This window comes from Paraburkholderia caffeinilytica (assembly GCF_003368325.1).
Taxonomy (GTDB): domain Bacteria; phylum Pseudomonadota; class Gammaproteobacteria; order Burkholderiales; family Burkholderiaceae; genus Paraburkholderia; species Paraburkholderia caffeinilytica.
On the sequence record NZ_CP031467.1, the window covers coordinates 920,319 to 943,995 of the forward strand.

Here is a 23,677-nt window from a genome sequence, read left to right on the forward strand (position 1 = left end):
ATGACTGCTTTCGACGTACGTATCGGCATCAATCCCTTATCGTGGATGAACGACGACTTGCCATCGCTTGGTGGCGAAACGCCGCTCGAAGTCGCGTTGACCGAAGGACGCCAGATCGGCTACCAGGGGTTCGAACTCGGCAACAAGTTTCCGCGCGAGCCGCAGGCGTTAAAGACGCTGCTCGCCCAATACGATCTGGCCTTGGTATCCGGCTGGTACTCCGGACGACTCGCGCGGCGCAGCGTGGAAGAGGAAATCGCCTCCGTCGGCCCGCATCTCGACCTGCTCGCACAGAACGGCGCGACCGCGATGGTCTACGGCGAAGTCGCCGATTCGATCCAGGGCGCACCGCAGCCGCTGTACCAGCGCCCGCGTTTTTTCAGCGAAGCGCAATGGGCAGCGTATGCGACGCGCGTCGATGAATTCGCGCGCTACACGCTAAGCCGCGGCGTGCGGCTGGCGTACCATCATCACATGGGCGCGTATGTCGAAACGCCGGCTGACGTCGATCAACTGATGTCGCGCACGAGCGACGCCGTCGGCCTGCTATTCGACGCCGGGCACATCACGTTTGCCGGAGGCGATCCGCTCGCGGTGCTCGACAAACACATCGGGCGCGTGTGTCACGTACACTGCAAGGACGTTCGACCCGCGGTGATGAAACTGGCGCGCAATCGCAACTGGAGCTTTCTCGATGCCGTGATCGCCGGAGCGTTCACGGTACCGGGCGATGGTGCGGTGAACTTCCCGGCGCTCGTCGATCGATTGAAGCGGCATGGTTATCGCGGCTGGCTGGTGGTTGAAGCGGAACAGGACCCGGTGGTGGCGCCATCGTACGAATACGCGCAGAAAGGATTCAGGACCTTGCGAGCGCTGGTGGATGCGCCACTCGACGCCGGTGACAAGATTGGGCAGGAGGCAGCATGAGTTTATTGGTGAAGGCTCAGCGCGAGGGCCAGACGATCGCGCGGGTGACGCCTGAGTCGGCGTGCTGGCGGTATGTGGGATTTGCCGCGTACCGGTTGGGCGCGGATGAAGTCGTGCATGTGTTTGAGCCGTCGCGAGAGGTGTGCATCGTCGTGCTCACCGGCGCGGTGGATATTGAAACCGGCGATGCCAAATGGAGTTCGCTGGGGTCGCGCGACAGCGTGTTCGAGGATTCCGCGCCGTATGCGGTGTATTTGCCGCCAGGCGTGCGGACGACGGTTCGCGCCTGTCGCGATGCCGAGGTTGGCGTGGCGAGTGCGCCTGGCAAGGGTTTGTATCCCGCGAGGTTGATCGAACCTTCCACGATGAAGCGCTCCACGCGTGGGAAGGGGCTGAATACGCGCTACGTATGCGATATTCTTCCGCAGACCGAGCTTGCGGAGTCTTTACTTGTGGTTGAAGTTCGGACGCCCGGCGGGCATGCGTCGAGCTATCCGCCGCATAAGCACGATACCGATAATGTGCCTCATGAGAGTTCGCTCGAAGAGACTTACTATCATCGGCTCGATCCGCCGCAAGGGTTTGCCTTTCAGCGTGTGTATACCGATATGCGCGATATCGATGAGTCGATGGCGGTTGAGAATCACGACGTCGTGATGGTGCCGCGTGGGTATCATCCGGTTGTGGTTCCCTATGGGTATGATTCTTATTATTTGAATGTGATGGCAGGCGGGCAGCGTGTGTGGCATTTTCATAATGATCCTGCGCATGAGTGGATTATTAATAAGGATGGCTGATTTTTGTTTCTCCTGCGGAGCGAGGGGTTGGTTGCCTGCGGCGGTTGGGGGTTTCTTGATTTTGTTGCCTGTTTTGGGGGCTTTTTCTGTGTGCCTGCGGTGTTGGCCTTTCCTTGAATTGCTAGTGGTCTATTAGCGTTCGCCCCTGTGCGGGGCAGGCACTCACTTCTCTTTGCCGCCGCAAAGAGAAGTAAGCAAGAGAAAGCGGCTCACACCGATCATGCTAAGCGGGTCCCGCAGCTCGCACACGGTAGTGGTGCATCTGGAATCCGTGCCCTCGCACCTTCAGGCGTTAGTGACAAGGGGCTCATCAGCTCCCACTCCGCACTGCGTGCGTCGCGGACGGGTCTGCTTGGGAAACCAGCGGCTTCGTTTGGGTTCGGTGGGAGCCATCGGCTTCGCCTCGGCGACGCACCAACGCGACAGAGGTGAAACACCACGCCACTGCGCCGAAGGAGGCGTGAGCGCTAAAACGCAGCGATCGGTTTTCGGAAGTACGCTTCGGCGCGCGTAGCGCCGCCGGAAGTATGACGCCCTTGTCACACGCATAGGCAGGGGCACGAACACAGATTCCAGATGCACCACTACCCGTTGCGAGCTGCGGGACCCGCTTAGCAGGATCGGTGTGAGCCGCTTTCTCTTGCTTACTTCTCTTTGCGGCGGCAAAGAGAAGTAAGTGCCTGCCCCGCACAGGGGCGAACGCTAATAGACCACTAGCAATTCAAGGAAAGGCAACACCGCAGGCAGACTGACAAGAAGCACAAAACAGAAAAACAGATCAAGGAAAGCCCACCGCCACAGGCAAACAAACAACAACCGCCGAACAGGCAAAAAAACCACTATCTCCTAGCCGCAACATCAACCTCCAGCCCCCCATCCTCCCCCATCCTCACAGTCCCGCGGGAAACATCCCTCCGATACCCATAAAGATCAAACCTCATCACCCCAGGATTGGAACTATCCTTAATAAAAGTCCTGCCATTCGTGACCAACGAATTAAACATCTTCACATCACCCGATTCGATCCAGACAAAACTCTTCGCCGCACCGGCAGGCGGCCTGGCGACAGCAACAGAACCATCGCGCTTGAATTTCAACACCAGACCTTCATCAGTCACCGTGGCGCTCGCCAGCCGCCCCTGCAAAACCGGCGGCGGAAACACGGTGTACTGATCGAACACCAGTTCGTTACGCTTCAATGCAACACCCTTGCGCGCAAACGGTGTCAACGACGCCAGCGGAATATCCAGTGCCCGCAACAACCCCGCCTGCGGCACCCCCAATACCTTCACCGAGGTCGGCTCGTAGACAAGATGCCGCTCGTCCCGGGCCACGATCGTGCCGCTCATCGTCGTCGGCAGCCACACGCCAGGAAAGTGATTCCACAACTTGATGCCGCCCGTCACTTGCAACTTGCCGTCCACCGGCTTCAACTGCAAATCGTTCAGCGAACGCGGCTCATAGTCGAGCAGATAGTCGTTGAACAACGCCGCCATCGCGGGCCAAGGTTCGACCACCTCGCCGCCGATGATGCGAATGTCGTACTGGTCGGGATCGTCGAGATCGACCGGTTGGCCCGGTTTCTTCGGCACCATCTGCGCATCCAGCGAACGCACATGAAAACCGACTCGGCCCGAAACGTAGAAGTCGACATTCTCGACGTGAATCAGCGGCGCCGATCCGGACGAGTGCCGCTCGTCGCCGAGCGCGGCGCCGGGCGCAGCCATGCTCTGGCCGGAAAACGCCGCACGCGTGCCGACCGGCATCGCGCGTGCAATCGACGCCGTCCGCAACGTCTGCGGCACGTGTCGCCACACGAGGCGCGCCTGTGCGAGCGACACCTGTTGTGCGCGAATGAAGCTGTCGTTAAAGCGCGCGCGCGCACTGCCTATCTGCGTCGACCCTTCCTTCACCGCGCTGGCTAGCATCGGATATGACGGCAAGTGCACGTCCAGCGCGCCAGCTTCGTCGAAGGTGAAGTAGCCGGCCGCCATCTGCTCGCGGTAGTGGTACAGGTCGAGCACGAACGGCGCGTTCGTATCGAGCGGGGTCAGCGCCATGTCGATGTTCATCGGCATCGAACGCATGAACTTCACGTCGCCGCCCTGCACCAGCATGCCGCGCGGCGGCATCGTCGCAGGCCAGTCGATCTTCTGCACGGTGTGGTCGTCGAGCGTGAAGCGCACGCCTGCGGCGCTGGCGTCGATCTGCGTGATCGTCATGCGCAACGCGGGCGGCGGTGTGAGTCTGGCCACCTGCATCACCACGTCGTCGCCGTCGAGACGCGCGATCGGCGTGTCCACCTTCAACAGGTCGGCCATCTTCACGTGCGCGGCCTGCATCAGTTTGTCGGCGCCGACACCGGCCACTTCGACGTGACTGGCATGGAACACGAGGTCGTCGGCGTTGCGCATCGACAGCGAGCCGGTCAGCACGATCGGCACCCATGTGTCGCGATGCATCTCGCCCGTAATACGCAAGGTGCCGCCGTCTTGCGGCACCACGCGCATATTGCGCAATGGCGAGCCCTGATACTGGAACAGGTAGCGGTCGAAAATCGCCGTGAGCCTGGCGCTGTCGAGCGTGACCTCGCCGCGGTGGACGTTGATCGTCACGCTGGTCGGATCGTCGAACACGATCGGCTGGCCGGCGTGCGCAGGAGTCAGCGTCGCCGCCATATCGTGGATCATGAAGCCGATGTCGCCGGTCACGCGAAAGTCGACGTCGCGCGCGAACATCAACGAACCGTCGATGCCGGAATCGCGCAGCGTCAACGGACGGCTGCGCTTCTCGGTCATGCCGCTCGCAGCGGGCACACGTGCGGCGACGCGCTGTTCGGCAGCGAGCTGTTTGGCCTTGGCCAGTTCGAGTGCGGGACGCGATGCGGAGGCGGGTTGATCCGCGCTCGCAACGGCGGCACCGTTCGTCGCGTTGGCGGCGAGTCCCTCATCCGGCCGAGATCTGGCGGTCCGCGGACTGTCGTTGTCGCTCACGGCGTTCGCTGTCGCGTTCGTTTGTGTCGACGATGCCGATGCAGCATCGCCCGTCGTGGAACTCGCGTCTGCGCACGCCGACATCAGCAGCGCAGCCGTCACCAGCGCGGCACCGGCGCCGGCACGCATGCGCCACGTTTCTCCAAGCGGCGTTCGCACCGCTCGGCGCGACAACCTCCTTTGAAGCGACCGGAGCGCGGGCTCGGCCCGCACACTGTCAGCCGATGCTTCGCGCAACGCGTCTGTCTGTTTCACGATGTCTCCTCCTGAAGCCGCTGCGCGTCTTTCGCGCGCCCGGCACGGCATGGTCGGTCGCACATACGCCGGCTTTAAACACCGCGTCGCCGTTGCGCGCCTTTGACCTGATTGTCTTGATTTGTCGGCGCGCTGCCGACAAGATTTCTGGAGGACGCTCACCAAACGATCAAGCGTTTGAATCGTTAGAACAAGTCGTTGGGAAGCCCCACGCGTCGGCCTTGAGCGACCTGTACGCAAACGGGATTCAAACGGCATCCTGGGCGGGACTCGAGCGCGGAATGAGGGGCGCGTGCATAGCGCAGTGCGTGACGCGCACGTCAGGACAGCAAAATGGTCGCAATCTTGAATGCGGCGCTGCAATAAGGCCATAGCAAGACACCCGCCATGGACGCTGCGGTTCGGCCTTGCGAAACCGGGCTTGGGCATCGCCCCTACCCCACGCCCAGCCATTCCTGCATGACGTCCGGGCGCGTCACAAGCGACGCGAGCGCATCATCGAAGACAATTTCGCCGTGCCCCATCACCGCAACCCGGCTGGCGATGTCTTGCGCAATGACGAGCCGTTGTTCGATCAGCAGCATCGCCACGCCGCGATCACGCAGCATCCGCAGACAGTGCGCGACCTGCCCCATCACCTGGCTGGCCAACCCCTCGCCGGGTTCGTCGATAACCAGCAGATCGGGGTCGCCGAGCAAGGCCCGGGCGAGCGTGAGCATCTGTTGTTCACCGCCCGATAACACGCCGGCCCGCGTGCGCTTTCGTTCGCGCAGGACAGGGAACAGTTCGTACGCGTCGTCGAGGGCAAAGCGCGGTATGCGGCCGCGAGCGCGCGGCACCACACCGAGTTGCAGATTCTCATGGACGCTCAGCGTCGGAAAAATGTCGCGATGCTCAGGCACGTAAGCGAGCCCCAGGCGAGCGATCTCGAAGGTGCGCAGGCCGCCGAGTGCATAGCCGGCAAACCGCAACTCGCCCTCGCTGCGCACGAGGCCCATGATGGCGCGCGCCAGCGTCGAGCGTCCGGAGCCGTTGCGCCCGACCAGGGCGACGACTTCGCCGGCGTCGATCCGCAAATTGACGCCGTGCAGGGCCTGACTCGCGCCGTACCAGGCGTTCAGGTGCTGGATGTCGAGCAAGGCGGTCATGTGCGGACGTTGTCGCCGAGATAGGCGGCGCGCACCGCCGCATCCGCGCGAATCGCCGCCGGCGTGCCGGTCGCGATGATGCGGCCTTGCACCAGCACCGACACGCGGTCGGCGATCGCAAACACGGCATCCATGTCGTGCTCGACCATCAGCAGCGTACGGCCGGCGGTGGTCGCGCGAATCAGTTCGATGGCGCGCGCCGCTTCGGCGCGGTTCATGCCGGCGGTGGGCTCATCGAGCAGCAAGGTGTGCGCGCCGCCTGCAAGCGCCAGACCGAGGTCGAGCGCACGTTGTTCGGCATAGCTGAGTGTGCCGGCCTGGATATGTCTGCGCGCACTCAGTCCCACGGCTTCGAGCACCTGGTCGGCGCGGGCATCGACCGTGCGTGAGCCGCTGAAACGCTGCCACCAGCGCGTGCGGTCGCGCTCGGCCAGCATCGCCGCGCAGCGCAGGTTGTCGAACACGCTGAGGCGAGCGAACACGCTGGTGGTCTGGAAGCTGCGCGCGAGGCCGCGGCGCGTGATCGCGGCCGGCGCAAGACGCGTGATCTCCGCGCCGAACAGATCGATGCGCCCGGCATTCGGCCGCGCGCCGCCGGCGATCAGATTGAAAAGCGTCGACTTGCCCGCGCCGTTCGGACCAATCAATGCGTGGCGCTCACCGGGCTCGATAGCAAGATCGACGCCGCGCAGAATCTGCGTGGCGCCGAAGCGCTTTTCGACGCCGTAGACGGCGAGAGCCGGGATCATCGCGCATCTCCGGTAAGCGGCGTGGCGCTGGCGTGAACGGCAAGACGCGCTCGCGCGCGAACCGCGTAGTGCGCCGCGAGTGCGCCTGGCGCGGCCAGCATGAACACCGCGACGCCGAGCCAAAGATGCGGCGAGGCCGTCTCCAGCGGCACGCCAAAGACGCTGAAAGCCGCGCCGTCGCCCGCACTGAATTGCACGGCATAAGCCCATTGCACCGCGAGCACGACGGCCAGCGTCCATAGCACCGCTGAGGCCGCGCCCCATAAATACGCCTTGCCGCACACGCGCCAACCGTAGGCGGCGACGCGCGCCGTGTGCCGCTGCGCGAAGCCCGCCAATCCATCCGGCGACGCCACCACGATCACGACAAAGAACAGCCCCAGATAGAACAGCCAGGCCCGCGTCACGCTCGCCACCGCGACGCTGAAAAACGTCAGGACGATCGCACCCGCGACCGGTCCGAAAAACGCCGCCGTGCCGCCGATCACCGTCGCGATCAGCACGGCGCCCGAGCGCATCGTGCCGACGCTTTCCGTCGACACCAGTTCGACATTGATCAGCCCCAGGGTGCCGGCAATGCCCGCAAAAAACGCCGACATCACCACCACGCCATAGCGGATGCGGCGTGGATAGCAACCGATCGCGGCAGCGCGCGCCGGATTGTCGCGCACGGCATTGGCGAGCCGCATGAACGGTGTGCGCGACAACGCGAACATGGCTGCGCACGCCAGCACGCACCACAACGCGATCAGCGCGTACGCCTCGCGCGCCGGGCCGAAGCTCCAGCTTGCGAGCATCGGCCCGCTCGCGCGATCGATCGGCACGCCGGCCTCGCCGCCGAACCAGTCGGGCAGCGTCCATGCAGCCGCCGCGACGAGTTCGCCGATGCCGAGCGTGATCATCGCGAAGGCCGTCCCGGCACGCCGTGTCGACACAAAACCGAACAACGCCCCGCACAATGCGCCGCCCATGCCGCCGATCAATGGCAGCAGCATCAACGGCACGCCGATGCGATTGAACACTTGCGCCGCGATAAGCGCGCCGAGGCCGGAATAAGCGGCATGTCCGAACGACAGCAAACCCGTTTCGCCGAGCAGCAAGTTGTACGAGAGCGCGAATACGATCATCGTCGCGGTCTGTGCGAGATAGGCGAGGAGCCAGCTTTGCGGCCAGACAAAAGGCGGCACAGAGAGGAACAGGACGAGCGCGAGCCATGGCGCGAACCTGCGCAACGCCGAGCGCGACGCGGTTGCCGGCACCGCGAAGTTGTCGGGCGGCTCACGCATGATCGTCACGCCGTCCGAACAGTCCGCGCGGGCGCAGCGCGAGCATGGCGACAAGCAGCAGATAGGGAATCAACGGGGCGAGCTGCGCCAGCGTCAGCGCGTCCCATGCGGCCGGCAGCGCGCCCCCGAATACTGCCGTGAGATCGCCCAACGACACGTCGCTCGCCACCGCGAAAGTTTGCAGGCACCCGACGATCAGCGACGCCGCCAATGCCCCGCTCAACGAGCCCAGTCCGCCGATCACGACCACCACGAATACGATCGAGCCGAGCGACTCCGCCATCGACGGTTCGATCACGAAGAGCGGCGCGCCGATCACGCCGGCCAACGCGGCCAGCGCCGTGCCCGCCGCGAACACGCCGGTGAACACGCGCGGCACGTTGTGGCCGAGCGCCTCGACAGCGCTCGCATGCGTGAGCGCGGCGCGTACGATCAGCCCTGCCTTCGACACGCGCAGCACCGCGTAGAGCACGGCCAGCATCGCCAGCGACACCGCCATCATGAAGGCGCGATAGCGTGCGAAGGCCGCGCCGTAGACGGTGAACAACGGTCCTTCGAGCGCGGCGGGAACCGTCGCGCCAAGCGGACTCAGGCCCCAGCCGAGCTTGACCAGCTCGCCGAGCAGATACGCGGCGCCGAAAGTCAGCAGCAGCTCGGGGAGATGACCGTGCACACGCACGCGGCGCAGCAGCCAGCGCTCCAGCCCCGCGCCGATCAAGCCGACGATCAGCGGCGCGATCACGAGCGCCCCCCAGAAACCCGCATGCACCGCCACTGAAAAGCCGACGTACGCGCCGAGCATGTAGAAGCTCGCGTGCGCGAAATTCAGCACGCCGAGCATGCTGAAAATCAGTGTCAGGCCCGCTGACAGCATGAACAGCAGCAGGCCGTAACTGAGGCCGTTGAGCAGATTGATGACGAACGACTGCACGCGCCTATTCCGCCTGCACAGCGACGGTCAGCGGCTCGAGCGCCACGCGCAGGTCGGCGGGCAAGGTCACCGGGCGACGCGTGACGCGATCCACATACACGTGCACGAAATGGCCCTGTGCGGCGGGTCGATCGTCGCCCTCCTTGAAGAGGCCCACTTCATAACGCACACTCGATGTGCCGAGCCGCACGACCCGCAAGCCTGCTTCGACGCGCTCGGGAAACACCAGCGGTGCGAAGTAACTGCAATGCGTCTCGACCACGAGGCCGATCGTCGCGCCATGCTCGAAATCGAGCACGCCGGCGCGGATCAGATACTCGTTCACCACCGTGTCGAAGTAGCTGTAGTAGACGACATTGTTGACGTGGCCGTAGACGTCGTTGTCCATCCAGCGTGTGGTGATCGGCAGGAAATGCGGATAGGCGCTGCGCGCGGCGGCTGTGGGCTTGTTCATCGTTTATTGCCCCGGCTTTTCGACGAACTCGAACGGCAAGCCACGCCGCCGCATCCATTCGCCGAGCGCCTGACCGGTGCCCGCGCGCCACGGCCGCAGTTTGGCCGGCTCGACCAGCCGGTACTCGAGCAATTCCGGCGACAGCGCGACTGTCCCGTACGCCTTCACGTGATACGCGATGATCAGTTCGTTTTTGCGGATGAATTCGTACACGCCGATCAGCTCGACCGTCTCCGCGTGCAGCGAGGTCTCTTCGAGCACTTCGCGGGCAATGCCTTCTTCCGGGGTCTCGCCGTTTTCCAGAAAGCCGGTGATCAGCGCGAACATGCCTTCCGGCCATGCCGCATTGCGCGCGAGCAGGATCTTGCCCTCGTACTCGACGATCGCGGCCACCACCGGCAGCGGATTGTTCCAGTGGACGTAGCCGCATTCCGTATCGGGACAGCTCTGGCGGATCCGGCCGCCTTCGTGTTCGGCATCGACGCGCTCGATCAAAGGCGTGGCGCAGCGCGGACAAAATCGGTATTCGGTCATGGCGAGTGGGTCGTCTCTTATGGTTTGCGTACGGCGTTGTTCAGTGTCGAATGGGGTGCCGCTGGTTCAGCGCGTGGTGCGCGGTCCTGTTTGCACGCCTGGCTCCAGCTTTCGGCTCAAGCTTCGGGTTCAAGCTTCGGGCTCTCGCTTCTGGGGCCAGCTTTCGGCTCAAACTTCGAGCTCAAACTTCGAGTTCAAGCTTCCGGCTCAAGCTTTCGGGTTCAACCTTCCGGCTCAAGCTCGCGGTCCCAACCAGATCGAAGACGCGCAGCCCATGCTGCTTCAGACCAGGCACAGCTCGCGCACTTCCGCGGCGAAACGCTCGACGGTTTCCGGCTGCGTGTCCCAGGCGCACATCAGCCGGCAGCCGCCCGCGCCGATGAACTCGTAGAACTTCCAGCCGCGCGCGCGCATTGCCTTGGCGGCTTGCGCGGGCAATTGCGCAAAGACCGCGTTCGATTCTCGCGGAAACATGATGCTCACGCCTGGAATTTCCTGCAACCGCGTTTGCAGCAGCTCCGCCATCGCATTCGCGTGACGCCCATTGCGCAGCCAGACGTCGTTGTCCAGCAGTCCGAGCCACGGCGCCGAGATGAAGCGCATTTTCGAGGCAAGCTGGCCGGCCTGCTTCAGACGGTAGGCGAAATCGTCGGCGAGCGACCGGTCGAAGAACACCACCGCCTCACCGACCGGCAAACCGTTCTTGGTCCCGCCGAAACACAACACGTCGACGCCCGCGCGCCACGTGATCTCGGACGGATGCACGTCGAGCGCCGCGACCGCATTCGCAAAACGCGCGCCGTCCATGTGCACTTTCAGATGACGCCGCTTGGCGATCGCCGCGATCGCGCGCACTTCCTCGACGGTGTAGACGGTGCCCACTTCCGTCGATTGGGTCAGCGTGACGACCTTTGGCTTCGGGTAATGAATATCGGCGCGGCGCGTGACGACCGCTTCGATCGCATCCGGCGTGAGCTTGCCGCCGACACCCGGGGCGGTCAGCAGCTTTGAGCCGCCGGAGAAGAATTCCGGGCCGCCGCATTCATCGGTTTCGATGTGCGCGAGTTCGTGGCAGATCACCGAGTGATACGACTGGCATAACGATGCCAGCGCCAGCGAATTGGCGGCCGTGCCGTTGAACACGAAAAACACTTCGCAATCGGTCTGGAACAGCTCCCGCAGGCGGTCGCAAACCTGGTTGGTCCAGGAGTCGTCGCCGTAAGCGGGTTCGTGACCGCTGTGGTTGGCGGCGATCAGCGCGTTGAGCGCTTCGGGACAGATGCCGGCGTAGTTGTCGGACGCGAAATGTTGCATGGCTGGCGGCGCGCCCGGCGACAGGCGCACTGAGATGACGGGAAAGCGGTCATTTTAGTGCGCCGGTGAGTTATTTGTTTTTCGGCCTGGCATTTGCGTCGCGGGCAGATTGACGAGCCCAGACTTTCGTCGCAAGGTGGCGGACAAGCTTGCCGTGCCGGCACGTGCCCTTGCGACATCGGTTGACGCCGGGCACCACGCCGCCCGATAAACCGCCGACAAGACCTCGATACGTTAGTTGCAGCCACAATCGGGCGCGCGGCCACGGCCTCGCGGCATGCGCGCCACGATGATCAGGCCGACCGCGCCGAGCAGCAGTGCCCCCGCCGCCAGCCACAAGGCCGGCGAAAAAGACCCCGTGTGTTCGGCAATCGGAGCGGCCACCAGCGGGCCGACGATCTGACCGACGCCGTAGGCCGCGGTCGCATAGCCCATCAGGCCGGCGGCTTCGTCGCCACGCAGACGCCGCGCTTCACGCATCGCAAACAGGGTGATGGCCGTAAATGGCAGACCGATCAGGATGCTGCCGAACGAGAAGCCGCCTGCCGTGGGCCAGACGATGCCGAGCGCAATACCGGCGGCTTGCAGCACGTAGCAACCGGCGAGCAGCGTGCGGTTGTCCCAATGCACTGGCAGGCGTGCCGCGAGCAGCGCACCGACGACCAGCGCCACACCGAACATCGGCCAGAACAGATCGGGCCAGGACGAACCCGGCAGCGCGTGGCGCGCGATCACCGGCAGGAACGTCGCGGTGATGATGTAGCCGAATCCGGGCACGCCGTAGAGCAGGATCAGCCAGAAGGCGTCAGCGCGGTGCGGGGCATGGTTCGGGGAGGAAAGGTGGGTTGCGGCGGCGCTTGGGTTTGGGGCAGGATTTTGGGTCGCGGCGCGGCCTTGGGTTGCGGCAAGGCTTTGGGTTGCGGCGAGGTTTTGGCTCGCGACAGAGAGATTGCTTGCGGCACGTTGGTTCGCAGCGTACCGGCCGGGGTTTTGCGGCACGGCGTAGTGCTGCCCGGCCGCGCGTTGACTTGCATGAGCGGCGGTCGGCGCCCCGTTCGCGGCATGCCTCGCGCCTCTTGAGGCCGTGTCGGTCACAGTCCCGAATACGGGCCAAACCGCAATAGAAAGGACCGCCGCGATGAGCCCGAAGCCGATCCATCCGGCCGTCGCGCCGTAACCACCTGCAGCGCTGACCAGCAAACCCGTTCCGACGATACCTACGCCAGGGCCCGTATAGATCACCCCGCTCCACCCGTGCGCACCGAGTTCGGCAAGCCGCCGCAAGCCCCACTGCGACGCGAATACAAAGGTCCACGCGCTGACCGCGCCGGCGACGAAGCGTACGACCGCCCACAGCCAGAATTGGCTTGTTGTGCCCATCGCCAACGTCAGCAGGACCGTCGCGACAAGCCCGGCGCGCACCATGCGCGCTGGCGCGACCCGCAGCGCCGCGCAGGTGACCGCACCGGCGAAATAGCCGGCGTAGTTGAACGACGCGAGCCATCCGCCGCGCTGGATATCGATCTGCGGCTGGCCGAAGGCGCTGCCGTGAAGCATCAGCGGCAAGAGCGGCGTGAACGCAAAACGCCCGATACCGAGCACCACGGCCAAGGTGACCATGCAGGCAAGCGCCGCGCGGCGGGCGGCGTGACGTTCAGCAGGGATGTCGTGCGCGCTGGAAGCGAGATCGTTCATAAGCAGACGGTAAAAGGATTCTGGCCGGCAGTCGCCGGTTTGTTCGATCCATAGTAGCTTGACCTTCGAATCACAAAAAATGAATAATTAGGATATAAGCCATCGCCGGGAGAGAACCATGGATTTGGCCGCCTTGACCATTTTTCGCGCTGTCGTACGGGAAAACGGCGTGACGCGCGCCGCCGCCAAGCTCAATCGCGTGCAGTCGAACGTCACGACGCGCATCAAGCAGCTCGAGGAGCAACTCGGCACCGACCTGTTCATCCGCGACGGCCGGCGCCTTGTTTTGACGCCGGCCGGCGAGACGCTGCTGCCCTACGCGGAGCGTTTGCTCGCGCTCGCCGATGAAGCGCGTCACGCCGTGCGCGAGGATCGTCCGAGCGGACGCTTGCGTTTGGGCACGATGGAAAGCGTCGCGGCGACGCGTCTGCCCGGATTGCTCGCGCATTATCACCAGCGCTGGCCGGATGTCGCGCTGGAACTCGAAACCGGCACGACCGGCAAGCTGATCGAGCGGGTTCGCGAATTCGAAGTGGATGCGGCGCTGGTCGCCACGCCGCCGGATCCCGCCGTGCTCGGCGAATTGTTCGAGACCGTGCCGGTTTTTCGCGAAGAACTGGTGATGCTGTCGCCGCGAGGCCATCGGTCGATTCGCGAAGTACGGGACATTGCTTTATCGACGCTGATCGCGTTCGAGCGCGGCTGTGCTTACCGGGCGTACATCGAGAAGTGGTATCTGGAGCATGGCGTGAGGCCGGCTCGCGTTCTGGAGCTCGGCTCGTATCATGCGATCGTGGCTTGCGTCGCCGCCGGTGCGGGAGTGGCCGTGGCGCCGCGATCCGTGCTCGATCTGCAAACCGATGCGAGCAATATCGCCGTTCACGAACTCCCCGATATCGGCGTGATCGAGACGCTGCTTGTCTGGCGACGAGGGCATTTTTCGTCGGCGCTCAATGCGCTGCGGCAAACGCTTGTGTCGGGAGGGGATGCGGTGGAACTGCCTGCGGCTGTACCGGTAGGCGCTGCTTGAGGCTTGAGGCTTTGCCTGCGTATTGGAGAACGCTAACCGTCACCGCACCCGGCCTGTTCGCCGCGAATCCTGCAATGGTCACCTACTCCTGATGCAGTTGGAGGCAGGCATCGCAAAGAACGGCCACTTGCGCCACCCGGCCGGGTTAATGCACAGCCGGCACGAGGCGGCCCGAAACAACTTGGGCCATGCGGAGCGCAAAAACCAGCAGCGCCCCGCATGGCCCAATCAAACCCGAATCAAAGCTGGGCTTCGACCCAACCCTTCACGCCGGCCAGTGCCGCCGGCAGATTTGCCGGTTCGGTGCCGCCGGCTTGCGCCATGTCCGGCCGCCCACCGCCCTTACCGCCGACTTGCTGCGCAACGAAGTTGACCAGTTCGCCGGCCTTGACCTTCTTGCTGGCGTCCGCCGTCACACCGGCGATCAAACTCACCTTGCCGCCCTCGACCGAGGCCAGCACGATCGCCGCGCTCTTCAGCTTGTCCTTCAGCTTGTCGACCGTCTCGCGCAGCGTTTTCACGTCTGCGCCCTCGAGCGTTGCAGCCAGCACATGCACGCCGGCCACTTCGATCGCCTGACCGGCAAGTTCGTCGCCCTGACTCGAAGCCATCTTCGACTTCAGTGCGCTCAGTTCCTTCTCCAGCGACTTCACCTGGTCCTGCACCTGCGCGATGCGCTGTGTCAGTTCCGACGGCTGCGCCTTCAACACGGCCGCTGCCGCATTGATCCGGGCGTCGAGATCCTGCACGAAGCGCACGGCGTTGTCGCCCGTGATCGCCTCCACACGACGGATACCGGCAGCCACGCCGCCTTCCATCACGATCTTGAAGAGTCCGATGTCGCCCGTGCGATGCACGTGCGTGCCGCCGCACAACTCACGCGAGAAACCGAGGTCGAGCACGCGCACTTCGTCGCCGTATTTTTCGCCGAACAGTGCCATTGCGCCGCCCTTCACCGCTTCGTCGAACGGCATGACGCGCACGATGCCCGGCGCGTTGGCCAGCACTTCCGCGTTGACGATCGATTCGACCTGACGGATCTGCTCGTCGGTCATCGGCGCGTTGTGCGCGAAGTCGAAACGTGTCTTGTCCGCGTCGACCAGCGAGCCCTTCTGCTGCACGTGCGAGCCGAGCACTTCGCGCAGCGCCTTGTGCATCAGGTGGGTGGCCGAGTGATTGCGCTCGGTGCGGGCACGGCGCACCGCGTCGATTTCCGCCTTCACGACGTCGCCGACCTTCAACGTGCCCTGCTCCAGCGTGCCGTGATGGCCGACCACGTCCGCCTGCACCTTGAGCGTATCGGTCACCGCGAAGCGCACGCTCGCGTTCGCCAGCACGCCCTGGTCACCGACCTGACCGCCCGACTCCGCGTAGAACGGCGTGTGGTCGAGCACGACGACCGCTTGTTGGCCGTGATTCACTTCCTTCACCGACGCGCCGTCGACATACAGCGCGATCACTTTCGCGTCGTCGAAGATGATTTCTTCGTAGCCGTGGAACGTGGTCTTCGCGCCCGAGTATTCAAGGCCCTGCGCCATCTTGAACTTGCCTGCCGCGCGAGCCTGTTCGCGCTGACGCGCCATGGCTTCGTCGAAAGCGGCTTCGTCGACCGTCACTTCGCGCTCGCGGCACACGTCGGCCGTCAGATCGAGCGGGAAGCCGTAGGTGTCGTGCAGCTTGAATGCGAGTTCGCCGTCGAGCGTCTTGCCGCCCTTGGCTTCCAGATCGGCCAGCGCGCTTTCGAGAATCGACATGCCGTGCTCGATGGTTTCGAAGAAGCGTTCTTCTTCCTGGCGCAGCACGTCGGTCACACGTTGCTCAGCGTCCTTCAGTTCCGGATAGGCGCCTCCCATTTGCGCGACGAGGTCCGGCACCATGCGGTGGAAGAACGAACCCTTCTTGCCCAGCTTGTAGCCGTGGCGGATCGCGCGGCGCACGATGCGGCGCAGCACATAGCCGCGGCCTTCATTGCCCGGAATCACACCGTCGACGATCAGGAACGAGCAGGCGCGGATGTGGTCGGCGATCACCTTCAGCGAGTTGTTCGTCAGATCGGTCACGCCGGTTTCGCGGCCCGCCGCCTTGATGAGCGCCTGGAACAGGTCGATCTCATAGTTGCTGTGCACGTGCTGCAGAACCGCGGCGATACGCTCCAGACCCATGCCGGTGTCGACGCACTGCTTGGGCAGCGGCGTCATGTTGCCTTGGGCGTCGCGGCTGAATTGCATGAACACGAGATTCCAGATCTCGATGTAGCGGTCGCCGTCTTCTTCAGGAGACCCCGGCGGGCCGCCCCAGACTTCCGGGCCGTGGTCGTAGAAGATTTCCGAGCACGGACCGCAGGGACCGACGTCGGCCATCTGCCAGAAGTTGTCCGACGCGTAGCGCGCACCCTTGTTGTCGCCGATGCGGATGATCCGCTCGACCGGCACGCCCACTTCTTTCGCCCAGATGTCGTGCGCTTCGTCGTCTTCGTGATAGACGGTGACCCACAGCTTGTCTTTCGGGAGCTGGTACACGCCGGTGAGCAATTCCCACGCGTAGTGGATCGCGTCGCGCTTGAAGTAGTCGCCGAACGAGAAGTTGCCCAGCATTTCGAAGAACGTGTGGTGACGCGCGGTGTAGCCGACGTTTTCCAGATCGTTGTGCTTGCCGCCGGCGCGCACGCTGCGCTGCGCGGTCGTGGCGCGCGCATACGGACGCGATTCCGCGCCGAGGAACACATCTTTGAACTGCACCATTCCCGAATTGGTGAAGAGCAGTGTCGGGTCGTTGCCGGGCACAAGGCTCGACGAGCGAACGATCGTATGGCCCTTCGATTCGAAGAACTTGAGGAATTTCTCGCGGATTTCGGCGGCTTTCATAGCGTGCGGGGGACGGGTTTGCCAGTTCCCTGGCTGTTACCGGCGGCATCATGGAGATGCGCCAACTGTTTGTTTCTTAAACGACTGATTATACGGGATCGGCGCCCGTGCGCGGCGGCTGCCCTGTCCCGTTAGCCATTCGGCCAGGATTGGCTGCGTTTGGTTGCTTGGCAAGTGACACGGCAAGGCCCGTCGCGCGCCCTATGCCGTTCGGCTGACTGCGCCTACGTGCGGGAATCGCTTAAGATTGCCCACATTCGCGGCGACATGTGCGCCGCGCCACCACCCGCAAATCGTGCATGGGACCGGAGTAAGCGCTAAAGCGCCAACAGCTTTGCATGGGATCTGAGTAAGCGCTGAAGCGCCAACTCAGATCGACATCTGGTCGACCGCTTTGCATGGGACCAGAGTAAGCGCTAAAGCGCCAACTCTGGTCGACCGCTTTGCATGGGACCAGAGTAAGCGCTAAAGCGCCAACTCTGGTCGACCGCTTTGCATGGGACCAGAGTAAGCGCTAAAGCGCCAACTCTGGTCGACACAGGAGACATTGAAGAATATGGGCGCTCTCAGTCATATCCGCGTGCTGGACCTCACACGCGTGCTCGCCGGCCCCTGGTGCGCACAGACGCTCGCCGATTTCGGCGCCGACGTCATCAAGATCGAACGGCCTGAAGTCGGCGACGATACCCGCCACTGGGGGCCGCCGTACCTGAAAACGCCGGACGGCGCCGACACCCCCGAAGCCGCTTATTACCTCGCGGCGAACCGCAACAAGCGCTCGGTCACCGTCGATATCGCTTCGCCCGAAGGCCAGCGGATCATCCGCGAACTGGCCGCGCAAAGCGACGTGGTGCTGGAGAACTACAAGGTCGGGCAGTTGAAGAAGTACGGGCTCGATTACGCGTCCCTGAAAGAGGTGAAGCCCGATCTGATCTACTGCTCGGTGACCGGCTTCGGGCAAACCGGACCGTATGCGCAGCGCGCCGGTTACGACTTCATCGTGCAGGGCATCGGCGGCTTCATGAGCATTACCGGCGAGCGCGACGGTCAGCCGGGCGGCGGTCCGCAAAAGGCCGGCGTTGCGATTGCCGATCTGATGACCGGCATGTATTCGACCATCGCCGTGCTCACGGCGCTCACACATCGCGACCGAACGGGCGAAGGCCAATACATCGACATGGCGTTGCTCGACGTACAGGTGGCCATGCTGGCCAACATGAATTCGAACTACCTGGCGAGCGGCCAGCCGCCCGTGCGCTGGGGCAATGCGCATCCGAACATCGTGCCCTACCAGACCTTCCAGACGAGCGACGGCTGGATCATCGTCGCGGTCGGCAACGACGGCCAGTTCCGCAAGTTCGTCGAGGCGGGCGGGCGCCCCGAACTCGCCGGCGACGAGCGATTCGCGACCAACCCGGCTCGCGTGCGCCACCGCGATATCCTCGTGCCGATCCTTGCCGACATGGTTCGTCTGCAGGGCAAGCAGCAATGGATCGCGGCACTGGAAGCGGCCGGCGTGCCGTGCGGGCCGATCAACGATCTGGGCGAAGTGTTCGAAAACGAGCAGGTGGTGGCGCGCGGCCTGCAGGTCGATCTGCCGCATCCGTCGGGCGGCACGGTCAAGCTGGTGCGCAATCCGATCAACATGACCGGCACGCCGCCCGAAGCGTTGTCCCATCCGCCGACGCTCGGCGAGCACACCGACAGCATCCTGCGCGATGTGCTCGGCTATGACGAGGCACGAATCGCGGCGCTGCGGGACCAGTCAGTGATTTGAGGCCGGTTGGCGGTTGGCGGTTGGCGGTTGGCGGTTGGCGATTGAGACGGTTGACGGTTGAGCCGGTTGGCGCGGTTGAGGCCAGTTGAGGCGGTTCCGGCTTCCAGCGAGGCTGGCGACGGTGCCTGCTCACTCACCGCCTGGCCGCGCGAACGACGGCATCGCCGCTACGCCCAACAAAGCCAGCAAACAACTGCATCACCGCTCTTCGCCCAACGAAGCCAGCCAGCGCCGGCCCTCGTCCCAATCGCCGAGGCCGCTGTCGGCGTTGATATGGCCGCGCGGTCCGATATCGATCCAGCGGCTGCCCCACGCGCTCGCACAGGTCCGCGAAAACGGCCCACCGCCGTAGGGATCGTCGCTGCTCGACACGACGATGCTCGCGAACGGCAGACACGCAAGCGGCACCGGTCCAAAGCCGCTGGCGTCCCGCGGAAAATGTGGCTCGGACGGGTCCGGCACGGCCACCAGCAATGCACCGGCCACCTTCGCCAACTGCCCGGCGCTCGCGTACTGCGACGCCCAGAAGGCGATCGTGAGGCAGCCAAGGCTGTGTGCGGCAAACACGACTGCAGAGTCGGCTGCGGCCACCGCGGCGTCGAGCGTGCGGCACCACGCGTCGCGCTCCGGGTAATCCCAGTCGGGCATCTGCACGCGCACAAACGTGGGATCGAGCGCTTCCCAAACCGTCTGCCAGTGACCCGCGCCGGAGTTCTGGTAGCCCGGCAGTACGAGTACGTTTAGTTTTTGCCCGCTCATTGCATTCCCCGTCGCATTTGGTTTCTCAAGTTCGCTTTCGCGATTCGCGTCTGCAACTGTTTCAGCGGTACGCTTCGGCAGCCCATATCCGCCGTCCGTTTCCGAAGCTCGTTTCCGCAACCCGCGCCCGCTTTCGCAATTTTCCGCCTCCACCCGGCCGAAACCGCGCTTCAACGCATCACGCGACCCACGCCCACGCCGCGCGGATCGGCGGCCGGTTCAGGTGTCGTCCCTTCAACGCGGATCATCTGCACATCGCCGTTGAACGACTGCCCTTCCAGCGCGTAACCCTTGGCTTTCAACTGGTCGGCCAATTCGCCCGTGATCGGATGGTACGGCTCGAAATAGATCGTCTTCGGCGGCAGCAACTGATGATGGAATCGCATCGCGGCCAACGCGTCGGCAGGCGTCATATTGAAATCGTACAGGTTGGTCATGACCTGGAAGATCGACGTGAGGATTCGCGAACCGCCAGGCGTGCCGATCACGAGCGACACCTTGTTGTCCTTCAACAGGATGGTCGGCGTCATCGACGAAAGCGGACGGCGTCCCGGCGCCACCGTGTTCAGTTCGTCAGCCGTTGCGCCGGACGCGCCGGCGGCACCCGGTTTGGTGACGAAGTCGTCCATCGCATCGTTGAGCAGGAAGCCGCCGCCGTCCACCACCACGCCGGAACCGAATGACCCGTTCAGCGTGTAGGTGTTCGACACGGCGTTACCCCACTTGTCGACCACCGAGAAATGCGTGGTTTGCGCCTTCTCCGGCATCGCGTCGCCGAGGCCGCCTTTGACGGGCGTGGCGCCCGGCACTTCGTCGGGTTTCACTTCGTCGGCGCGCTGCGCGAGATAGGCGTCGCCGGTCAGTTTGTCGACCGGCACCTTGTACGAATCGGGGTCGCCTATGTACTGCTGACGATCGGCGAACACGCGGTCTTCGATCTGTGCGATCAGGTGGATATACGGCGCGGAATTCAGTTCGAGGCCATCGAACGCGGGCTTCAGATCGGCCTTCATCTTCAGCATCTGGATCAGCCCGATGCCGCCCGAACTTGGCGGCGGCGCGGTCACGACCTGGTAGCCGTTCCACGCGGCGGTGAGCGGCTGGCGCCAGACCGCCTTGTATTGAATGAGGTCCTGCTTCGTGACCAGACCGTGGCCGTACATCTGCTGGGCGATCAGATCCGCGGTGCGGCCTTCGTAGAACTCGCGGCCGCCGTCGCTGGCGATGCGCGAGAGGGTTTGCGCGAGTTCAGGCTGCCGGTACATCGCGCCTGCCTTCAGGTTCGAGAAGTAGGCGTCGAAATTGGTCTTGCCGGCGAAACTCTTCGCTGCCGCTTCGTGACGCTGCTGCAACCCCTGGTCGACCTGGAAGCCGTCGGTGGCGTAACGGATCGCGGGCGCCAGCACCTGTTTCCATTTCAGCTTGCCGAAGCGCTGCTGCGCTTCCCACATGCCCTCGACAGTGCCCGGCACGCCCACCGCGCGATGGCCGACGAGGCTCATACCTGGCACGAGGTTGCCTTTATCGTCGAGGTACATGTCGCGGGTCGCCTGTTGCGGCGCTCGCTCGCGGTAGTCGAGAAAGTACGGCTTGCCGTCCATGAACACGGTCATGAACCCGCCGCCGCCGATATTCCCCGCGTCCGGGCAGGTCACGGCCAGCGTGAAGGCGATCGCCACCGCGGCATCCACTGCATTGCCGCCCGCGGCGAAGATCTGCTGCGCGGTGTCGGCGCCGTAGCGATCCGGCACGGCCACCGCCGACGCGTCCAGCACGGCCTTTGGCGGCGGTGTTTTCGCGAGCGCGGGGGCCGGCGCGACGAAGCCGCCGGCGAGCGCGGCGAACACGGCCGTAGCCGTCACGATCCGTGCGAAAGACAAAGAGGCGAAAGGCGCGCGAGGCGCGTCATGTGTCGGGACGGACATCCGAGAAACTCCGGGAACTAGGAGCGCCATGTTGCACGAGCGGAAAGCGCCCGTGCCAAAGCGGCCCAATAGGGTGGGCGGCCTGCGCGCCCGGCAGCACCACGGTCAGCGCTGCGCGACAGGGCGCAGGCAGCGCCATCCGAAACAGGTTGAGCGGGGCGCGGGTGTGCGGCGAGGCTGCCTGACTTGCGCCGGACGGGCACAAAGCGGCGCCAGGGAAAAAATCCCCGGGCGAACATGTCGCCCGTGCACGGCGCGCGGAGAGCGTGCCGCCCGCATCGTAAGTCGCCATGGACCGCGCCAACAAAACGTTTTACCTCCTGTTACAGCACATTAAACGCAGCTTGCGGGATCTCATCCTGCCCCCAAAAACCGCCCGAAACCGCTCGATCGTTGGCTGCGCGCCGCACTCGCCTGCCGCAGGCGAACGCGTCAGGTAGAATTGACAGATAAGTGGGCGCATTGCGCGCCCCCGACAGACTTTCACCTTCTCGCATGAATACCGAACGCAACGACGCGCCAGCGGCATCCAATTTCATCCGCAACATCATTGACGAAGACAACCGCACCGGCAAGTGGAGCCAGCGCGTCGAAACGCGCTTTCCGCCCGAACCGAACGGCTACCTGCACATCGGTCACGCCAAGAGCATCTGCCTGAACTTCGGCGTGGCGCGCAGCTATGGCGGCGTGTGCCATCTGCGTTTCGACGACACGAACCCGGAAAAGGAAAGCGTCGAGTATGTCGATTCGATCATCGACGCCGTGCGCTGGCTCGGTTTCGAGTGGGAAAAGGGCGGCGAGGAGCAGCTCTACTTCGCGAGCGATTACTACGACAAGCTGTACGAATTCGCCGAACTGCTGATCGAACGCGGCAAGGCGTATGTAGACAGCCAGTCGGCCGAAGAAATGCGCGCGAACCGCGGCTCGGCCACCGAAGTCGGCACGCCGTCGCGTTTCCGCGACCGCTCGGTGCAGGAAAACCTCGACCTGTTCCGCCGCATGAAAGCCGGCGAGTTCAAGGAAGGCGAGCACGTGCTGCGCGCGAAGATCGACATGTCGTCGCCAAACTTCAACATGCGCGATCCAGTGATCTACCGGATCCGCTTCGCGCATCACTACCGCACCGGCGACACATGGTGCGTGTACCCGATGTACGACTACACGCACTGCATCTCGGACGCGCTGGAAAACATCACGCATTCGTTGTGCACGCTCGAATTCGAAGACCACCGTCCGCTGTACGACTGGATTCTGAACGAGCTGGCCGAAGCCGGCATCTTCACGCGCCCGCTGCCGCAACAAATCGAGTTTTCGCGCCTGAACCTGACCTATGCGATCACCAGCAAGCGCAAACTGCTGCAACTCGTGAACGAAGGCCATGTGGACGGCTGGGACGATCCGCGCATGCCGACCATTGTCGGCGTGCGCCGGCGCGGCTTCACGCCGGAAGCGATCCAGTTGTTCTGCGAGCGCATCGGTGTCACCAAGGTCGATTCGTGGATCGACATGAGCGTGTTCGAAGGCGCACTGCGCGACGATCTGGACGACAAGGCTCCGCGCACCGCCGCCGTGCTCGATCCGGTCAAGCTGATTATCGACAACTTCCCGGAAGGCGTGAGCGAGCCGTGCAATGCGCCGGTCCACCCGCATCATCCGGAAATGGGTGTTCGGGAGTTCCCGATCTCGCGCGAACTGTGGATCGAACGCGAAGACTTCAACGAAACGCCGCCGAAGGGCTACTTCCGCCTGTTCCCGGGCAACAAGGTGCGTCTGCGCTACGGCTATGTGATCGAGTGCACCGGCGCGGACAAGGACGAGAACGGCAACATTGTCGCAGTCCACTGCAACTACTTCCCGGACAGCAAATCGGGCACGGAAGGTGCGAACACGTATAAGGTCAAGGGCAACATTCACTGGGTCAGCGCGGCAGCCGCGGTCCCGGCCGAAGTGCGCATCTACGACCGTCTGTTCAAGGAACCGCAACCGGACGCCGGCGGCCGCGACTTCCTCGAAGCATTGAATCCGGACTCGAAGCGCGTGGTCAACGCCTACCTCGAGCCGGGTGCGCGCGACGCACTGCCGGAACAGCGCTATCAGTTCGAGCGCCACGGCTATTTCGTCGCCGACCGGGTCGATTCGAAACCGGGCAAACCCGTATTCAATCGCATCGTCAGCTTGCGCGACAGTTGGGGCAAGCCGGCGTAAGCTGGAGCCGCTACGGCGCGAAGCGCATCTGACG

Annotated in this window: 17 protein-coding genes; 5 read left to right on the forward strand and 12 right to left on the reverse strand. The window is 64.0% G+C overall.

Annotated features, from left to right (window positions below):
• Both iolE and iolB read left to right on the forward strand, forming a co-directional pair.
• Positions 1–927: a myo-inosose-2 dehydratase gene (gene iolE / locus DSC91_RS20040; RefSeq protein ID WP_115780541.1), complete on the forward strand. Its 927-nt coding sequence runs from the start codon at positions 1–3 to the stop codon at positions 925–927.
• Entirely contained in the window at positions 924–1,724 is an 801-nt protein-coding gene (gene iolB / locus DSC91_RS20045; RefSeq protein WP_115780542.1) for a 5-deoxy-glucuronate isomerase, read from the forward strand. The genes iolE and iolB overlap by 4 nt, the downstream gene beginning before the upstream one ends.
• A gap of 839 nt (positions 1,725–2,563) precedes the next feature.
• Here iolB and DSC91_RS20050 read toward each other — a convergent pair.
• The 9 genes from DSC91_RS20050 to DSC91_RS20090 form a co-directional block, all read right to left on the reverse strand.
• Positions 2,564–4,846 carry a hypothetical protein gene (locus tag DSC91_RS20050; protein WP_115780543.1) on the reverse strand — a complete coding sequence of 761 codons (2,283 nt, stop codon included), beginning with the start codon at positions 4,844–4,846 and terminating at the stop codon, positions 2,564–2,566.
• A 560-nt stretch (positions 4,847–5,406) separates the two neighbouring features.
• Positions 5,407–6,120 carry an ABC transporter ATP-binding protein gene (locus DSC91_RS20055; RefSeq protein WP_115780544.1) on the reverse strand — a complete coding sequence of 238 codons (714 nt, stop codon included), beginning with the start codon at positions 6,118–6,120 and terminating at the stop codon, positions 5,407–5,409.
• A complete protein-coding gene (locus tag DSC91_RS20060; RefSeq protein ID WP_115780545.1) occupies positions 6,117–6,869 on the reverse strand; it encodes an ABC transporter ATP-binding protein in 753 nt (250 codons plus the stop codon). The genes DSC91_RS20055 and DSC91_RS20060 overlap by 4 nt, the downstream gene beginning before the upstream one ends.
• The gene (locus DSC91_RS20065) at positions 6,866–8,155 is read right to left on the reverse strand and encodes a branched-chain amino acid ABC transporter permease (RefSeq protein WP_115780546.1); all 1,290 of its coding nucleotides are present in this window, start codon (positions 8,153–8,155) and stop codon (positions 6,866–6,868) included. Before DSC91_RS20065 ends, DSC91_RS20060 begins: the two co-directional genes overlap by 4 nt.
• Positions 8,148–9,086, reverse strand: coding sequence for a branched-chain amino acid ABC transporter permease (locus tag DSC91_RS20070; protein WP_115780547.1), 939 nt, complete (start codon positions 9,084–9,086; stop codon positions 8,148–8,150). The genes DSC91_RS20065 and DSC91_RS20070 overlap by 8 nt, the downstream gene beginning before the upstream one ends.
• 4 nt (positions 9,087–9,090) lie before the next feature.
• Complete coding sequence (locus DSC91_RS20075; protein ID WP_115780548.1) at positions 9,091–9,540, reverse strand: acyl-CoA thioesterase; 450 nt, start codon at positions 9,538–9,540, stop codon at positions 9,091–9,093.
• A 3-nt stretch (positions 9,541–9,543) separates the two neighbouring features.
• On the reverse strand, positions 9,544–10,074 hold the full coding sequence (locus tag DSC91_RS20080; protein ID WP_115780549.1) for an NUDIX domain-containing protein: 531 nt from the start codon (positions 10,072–10,074) through the stop codon (positions 9,544–9,546).
• Between the two features lie 282 nt (positions 10,075–10,356).
• Complete coding sequence (locus DSC91_RS20085) at positions 10,357–11,388, reverse strand: threonine aldolase family protein (protein WP_115783370.1); 1,032 nt, start codon at positions 11,386–11,388, stop codon at positions 10,357–10,359.
• 234 nt (positions 11,389–11,622) lie between these two features.
• Positions 11,623–13,083, reverse strand: a complete 1,461-nt coding sequence (locus DSC91_RS20090; RefSeq protein ID WP_115780550.1) for a YbfB/YjiJ family MFS transporter — start codon at positions 13,081–13,083, stop codon at positions 11,623–11,625.
• Positions 13,084–13,201: 118 nt separating this feature from the next.
• Between DSC91_RS20090 and DSC91_RS20095 the strand changes: the two genes are divergently transcribed.
• Positions 13,202–14,113, forward strand: a complete 912-nt coding sequence (locus DSC91_RS20095) for a LysR family transcriptional regulator (RefSeq protein WP_115780551.1) — start codon at positions 13,202–13,204, stop codon at positions 14,111–14,113.
• A gap of 239 nt (positions 14,114–14,352) precedes the next feature.
• Here DSC91_RS20095 and alaS read toward each other — a convergent pair whose 3' ends face one another.
• Positions 14,353–16,977 carry an alanine--tRNA ligase gene (gene alaS / locus DSC91_RS20100; RefSeq protein WP_115780552.1) on the reverse strand — a complete coding sequence of 875 codons (2,625 nt, stop codon included), beginning with the start codon at positions 16,975–16,977 and terminating at the stop codon, positions 14,353–14,355.
• Between the two features lie 556 nt (positions 16,978–17,533).
• Between alaS and DSC91_RS20110 the strand changes: the two genes are divergently transcribed.
• Complete coding sequence (locus DSC91_RS20110) at positions 17,534–18,754, forward strand: CaiB/BaiF CoA transferase family protein (protein ID WP_115780553.1); 1,221 nt, start codon at positions 17,534–17,536, stop codon at positions 18,752–18,754.
• Positions 18,755–18,952: 198 nt separating this feature from the next.
• Here the strand turns inward: DSC91_RS20110 and DSC91_RS20115 are convergent, their stop codons facing one another.
• Positions 18,953–19,513 carry an RBBP9/YdeN family alpha/beta hydrolase gene (locus DSC91_RS20115; protein WP_115783373.1) on the reverse strand — a complete coding sequence of 187 codons (561 nt, stop codon included), beginning with the start codon at positions 19,511–19,513 and terminating at the stop codon, positions 18,953–18,955.
• 170 nt (positions 19,514–19,683) lie between these two features.
• On the reverse strand, positions 19,684–21,438 hold the full coding sequence (ggt, locus tag DSC91_RS20120; protein ID WP_115780554.1) for a gamma-glutamyltransferase: 1,755 nt from the start codon (positions 21,436–21,438) through the stop codon (positions 19,684–19,686).
• 495 nt (positions 21,439–21,933) lie between these two features.
• Here ggt and DSC91_RS20125 point away from each other — a divergent pair, with 495 nt between their 5' ends.
• Entirely contained in the window at positions 21,934–23,643 is a 1,710-nt protein-coding gene (locus DSC91_RS20125; protein WP_115780555.1) for a glutamine--tRNA ligase/YqeY domain fusion protein, read from the forward strand.
• The last annotated feature ends 34 nt before the right edge of the window (positions 23,644–23,677 follow it).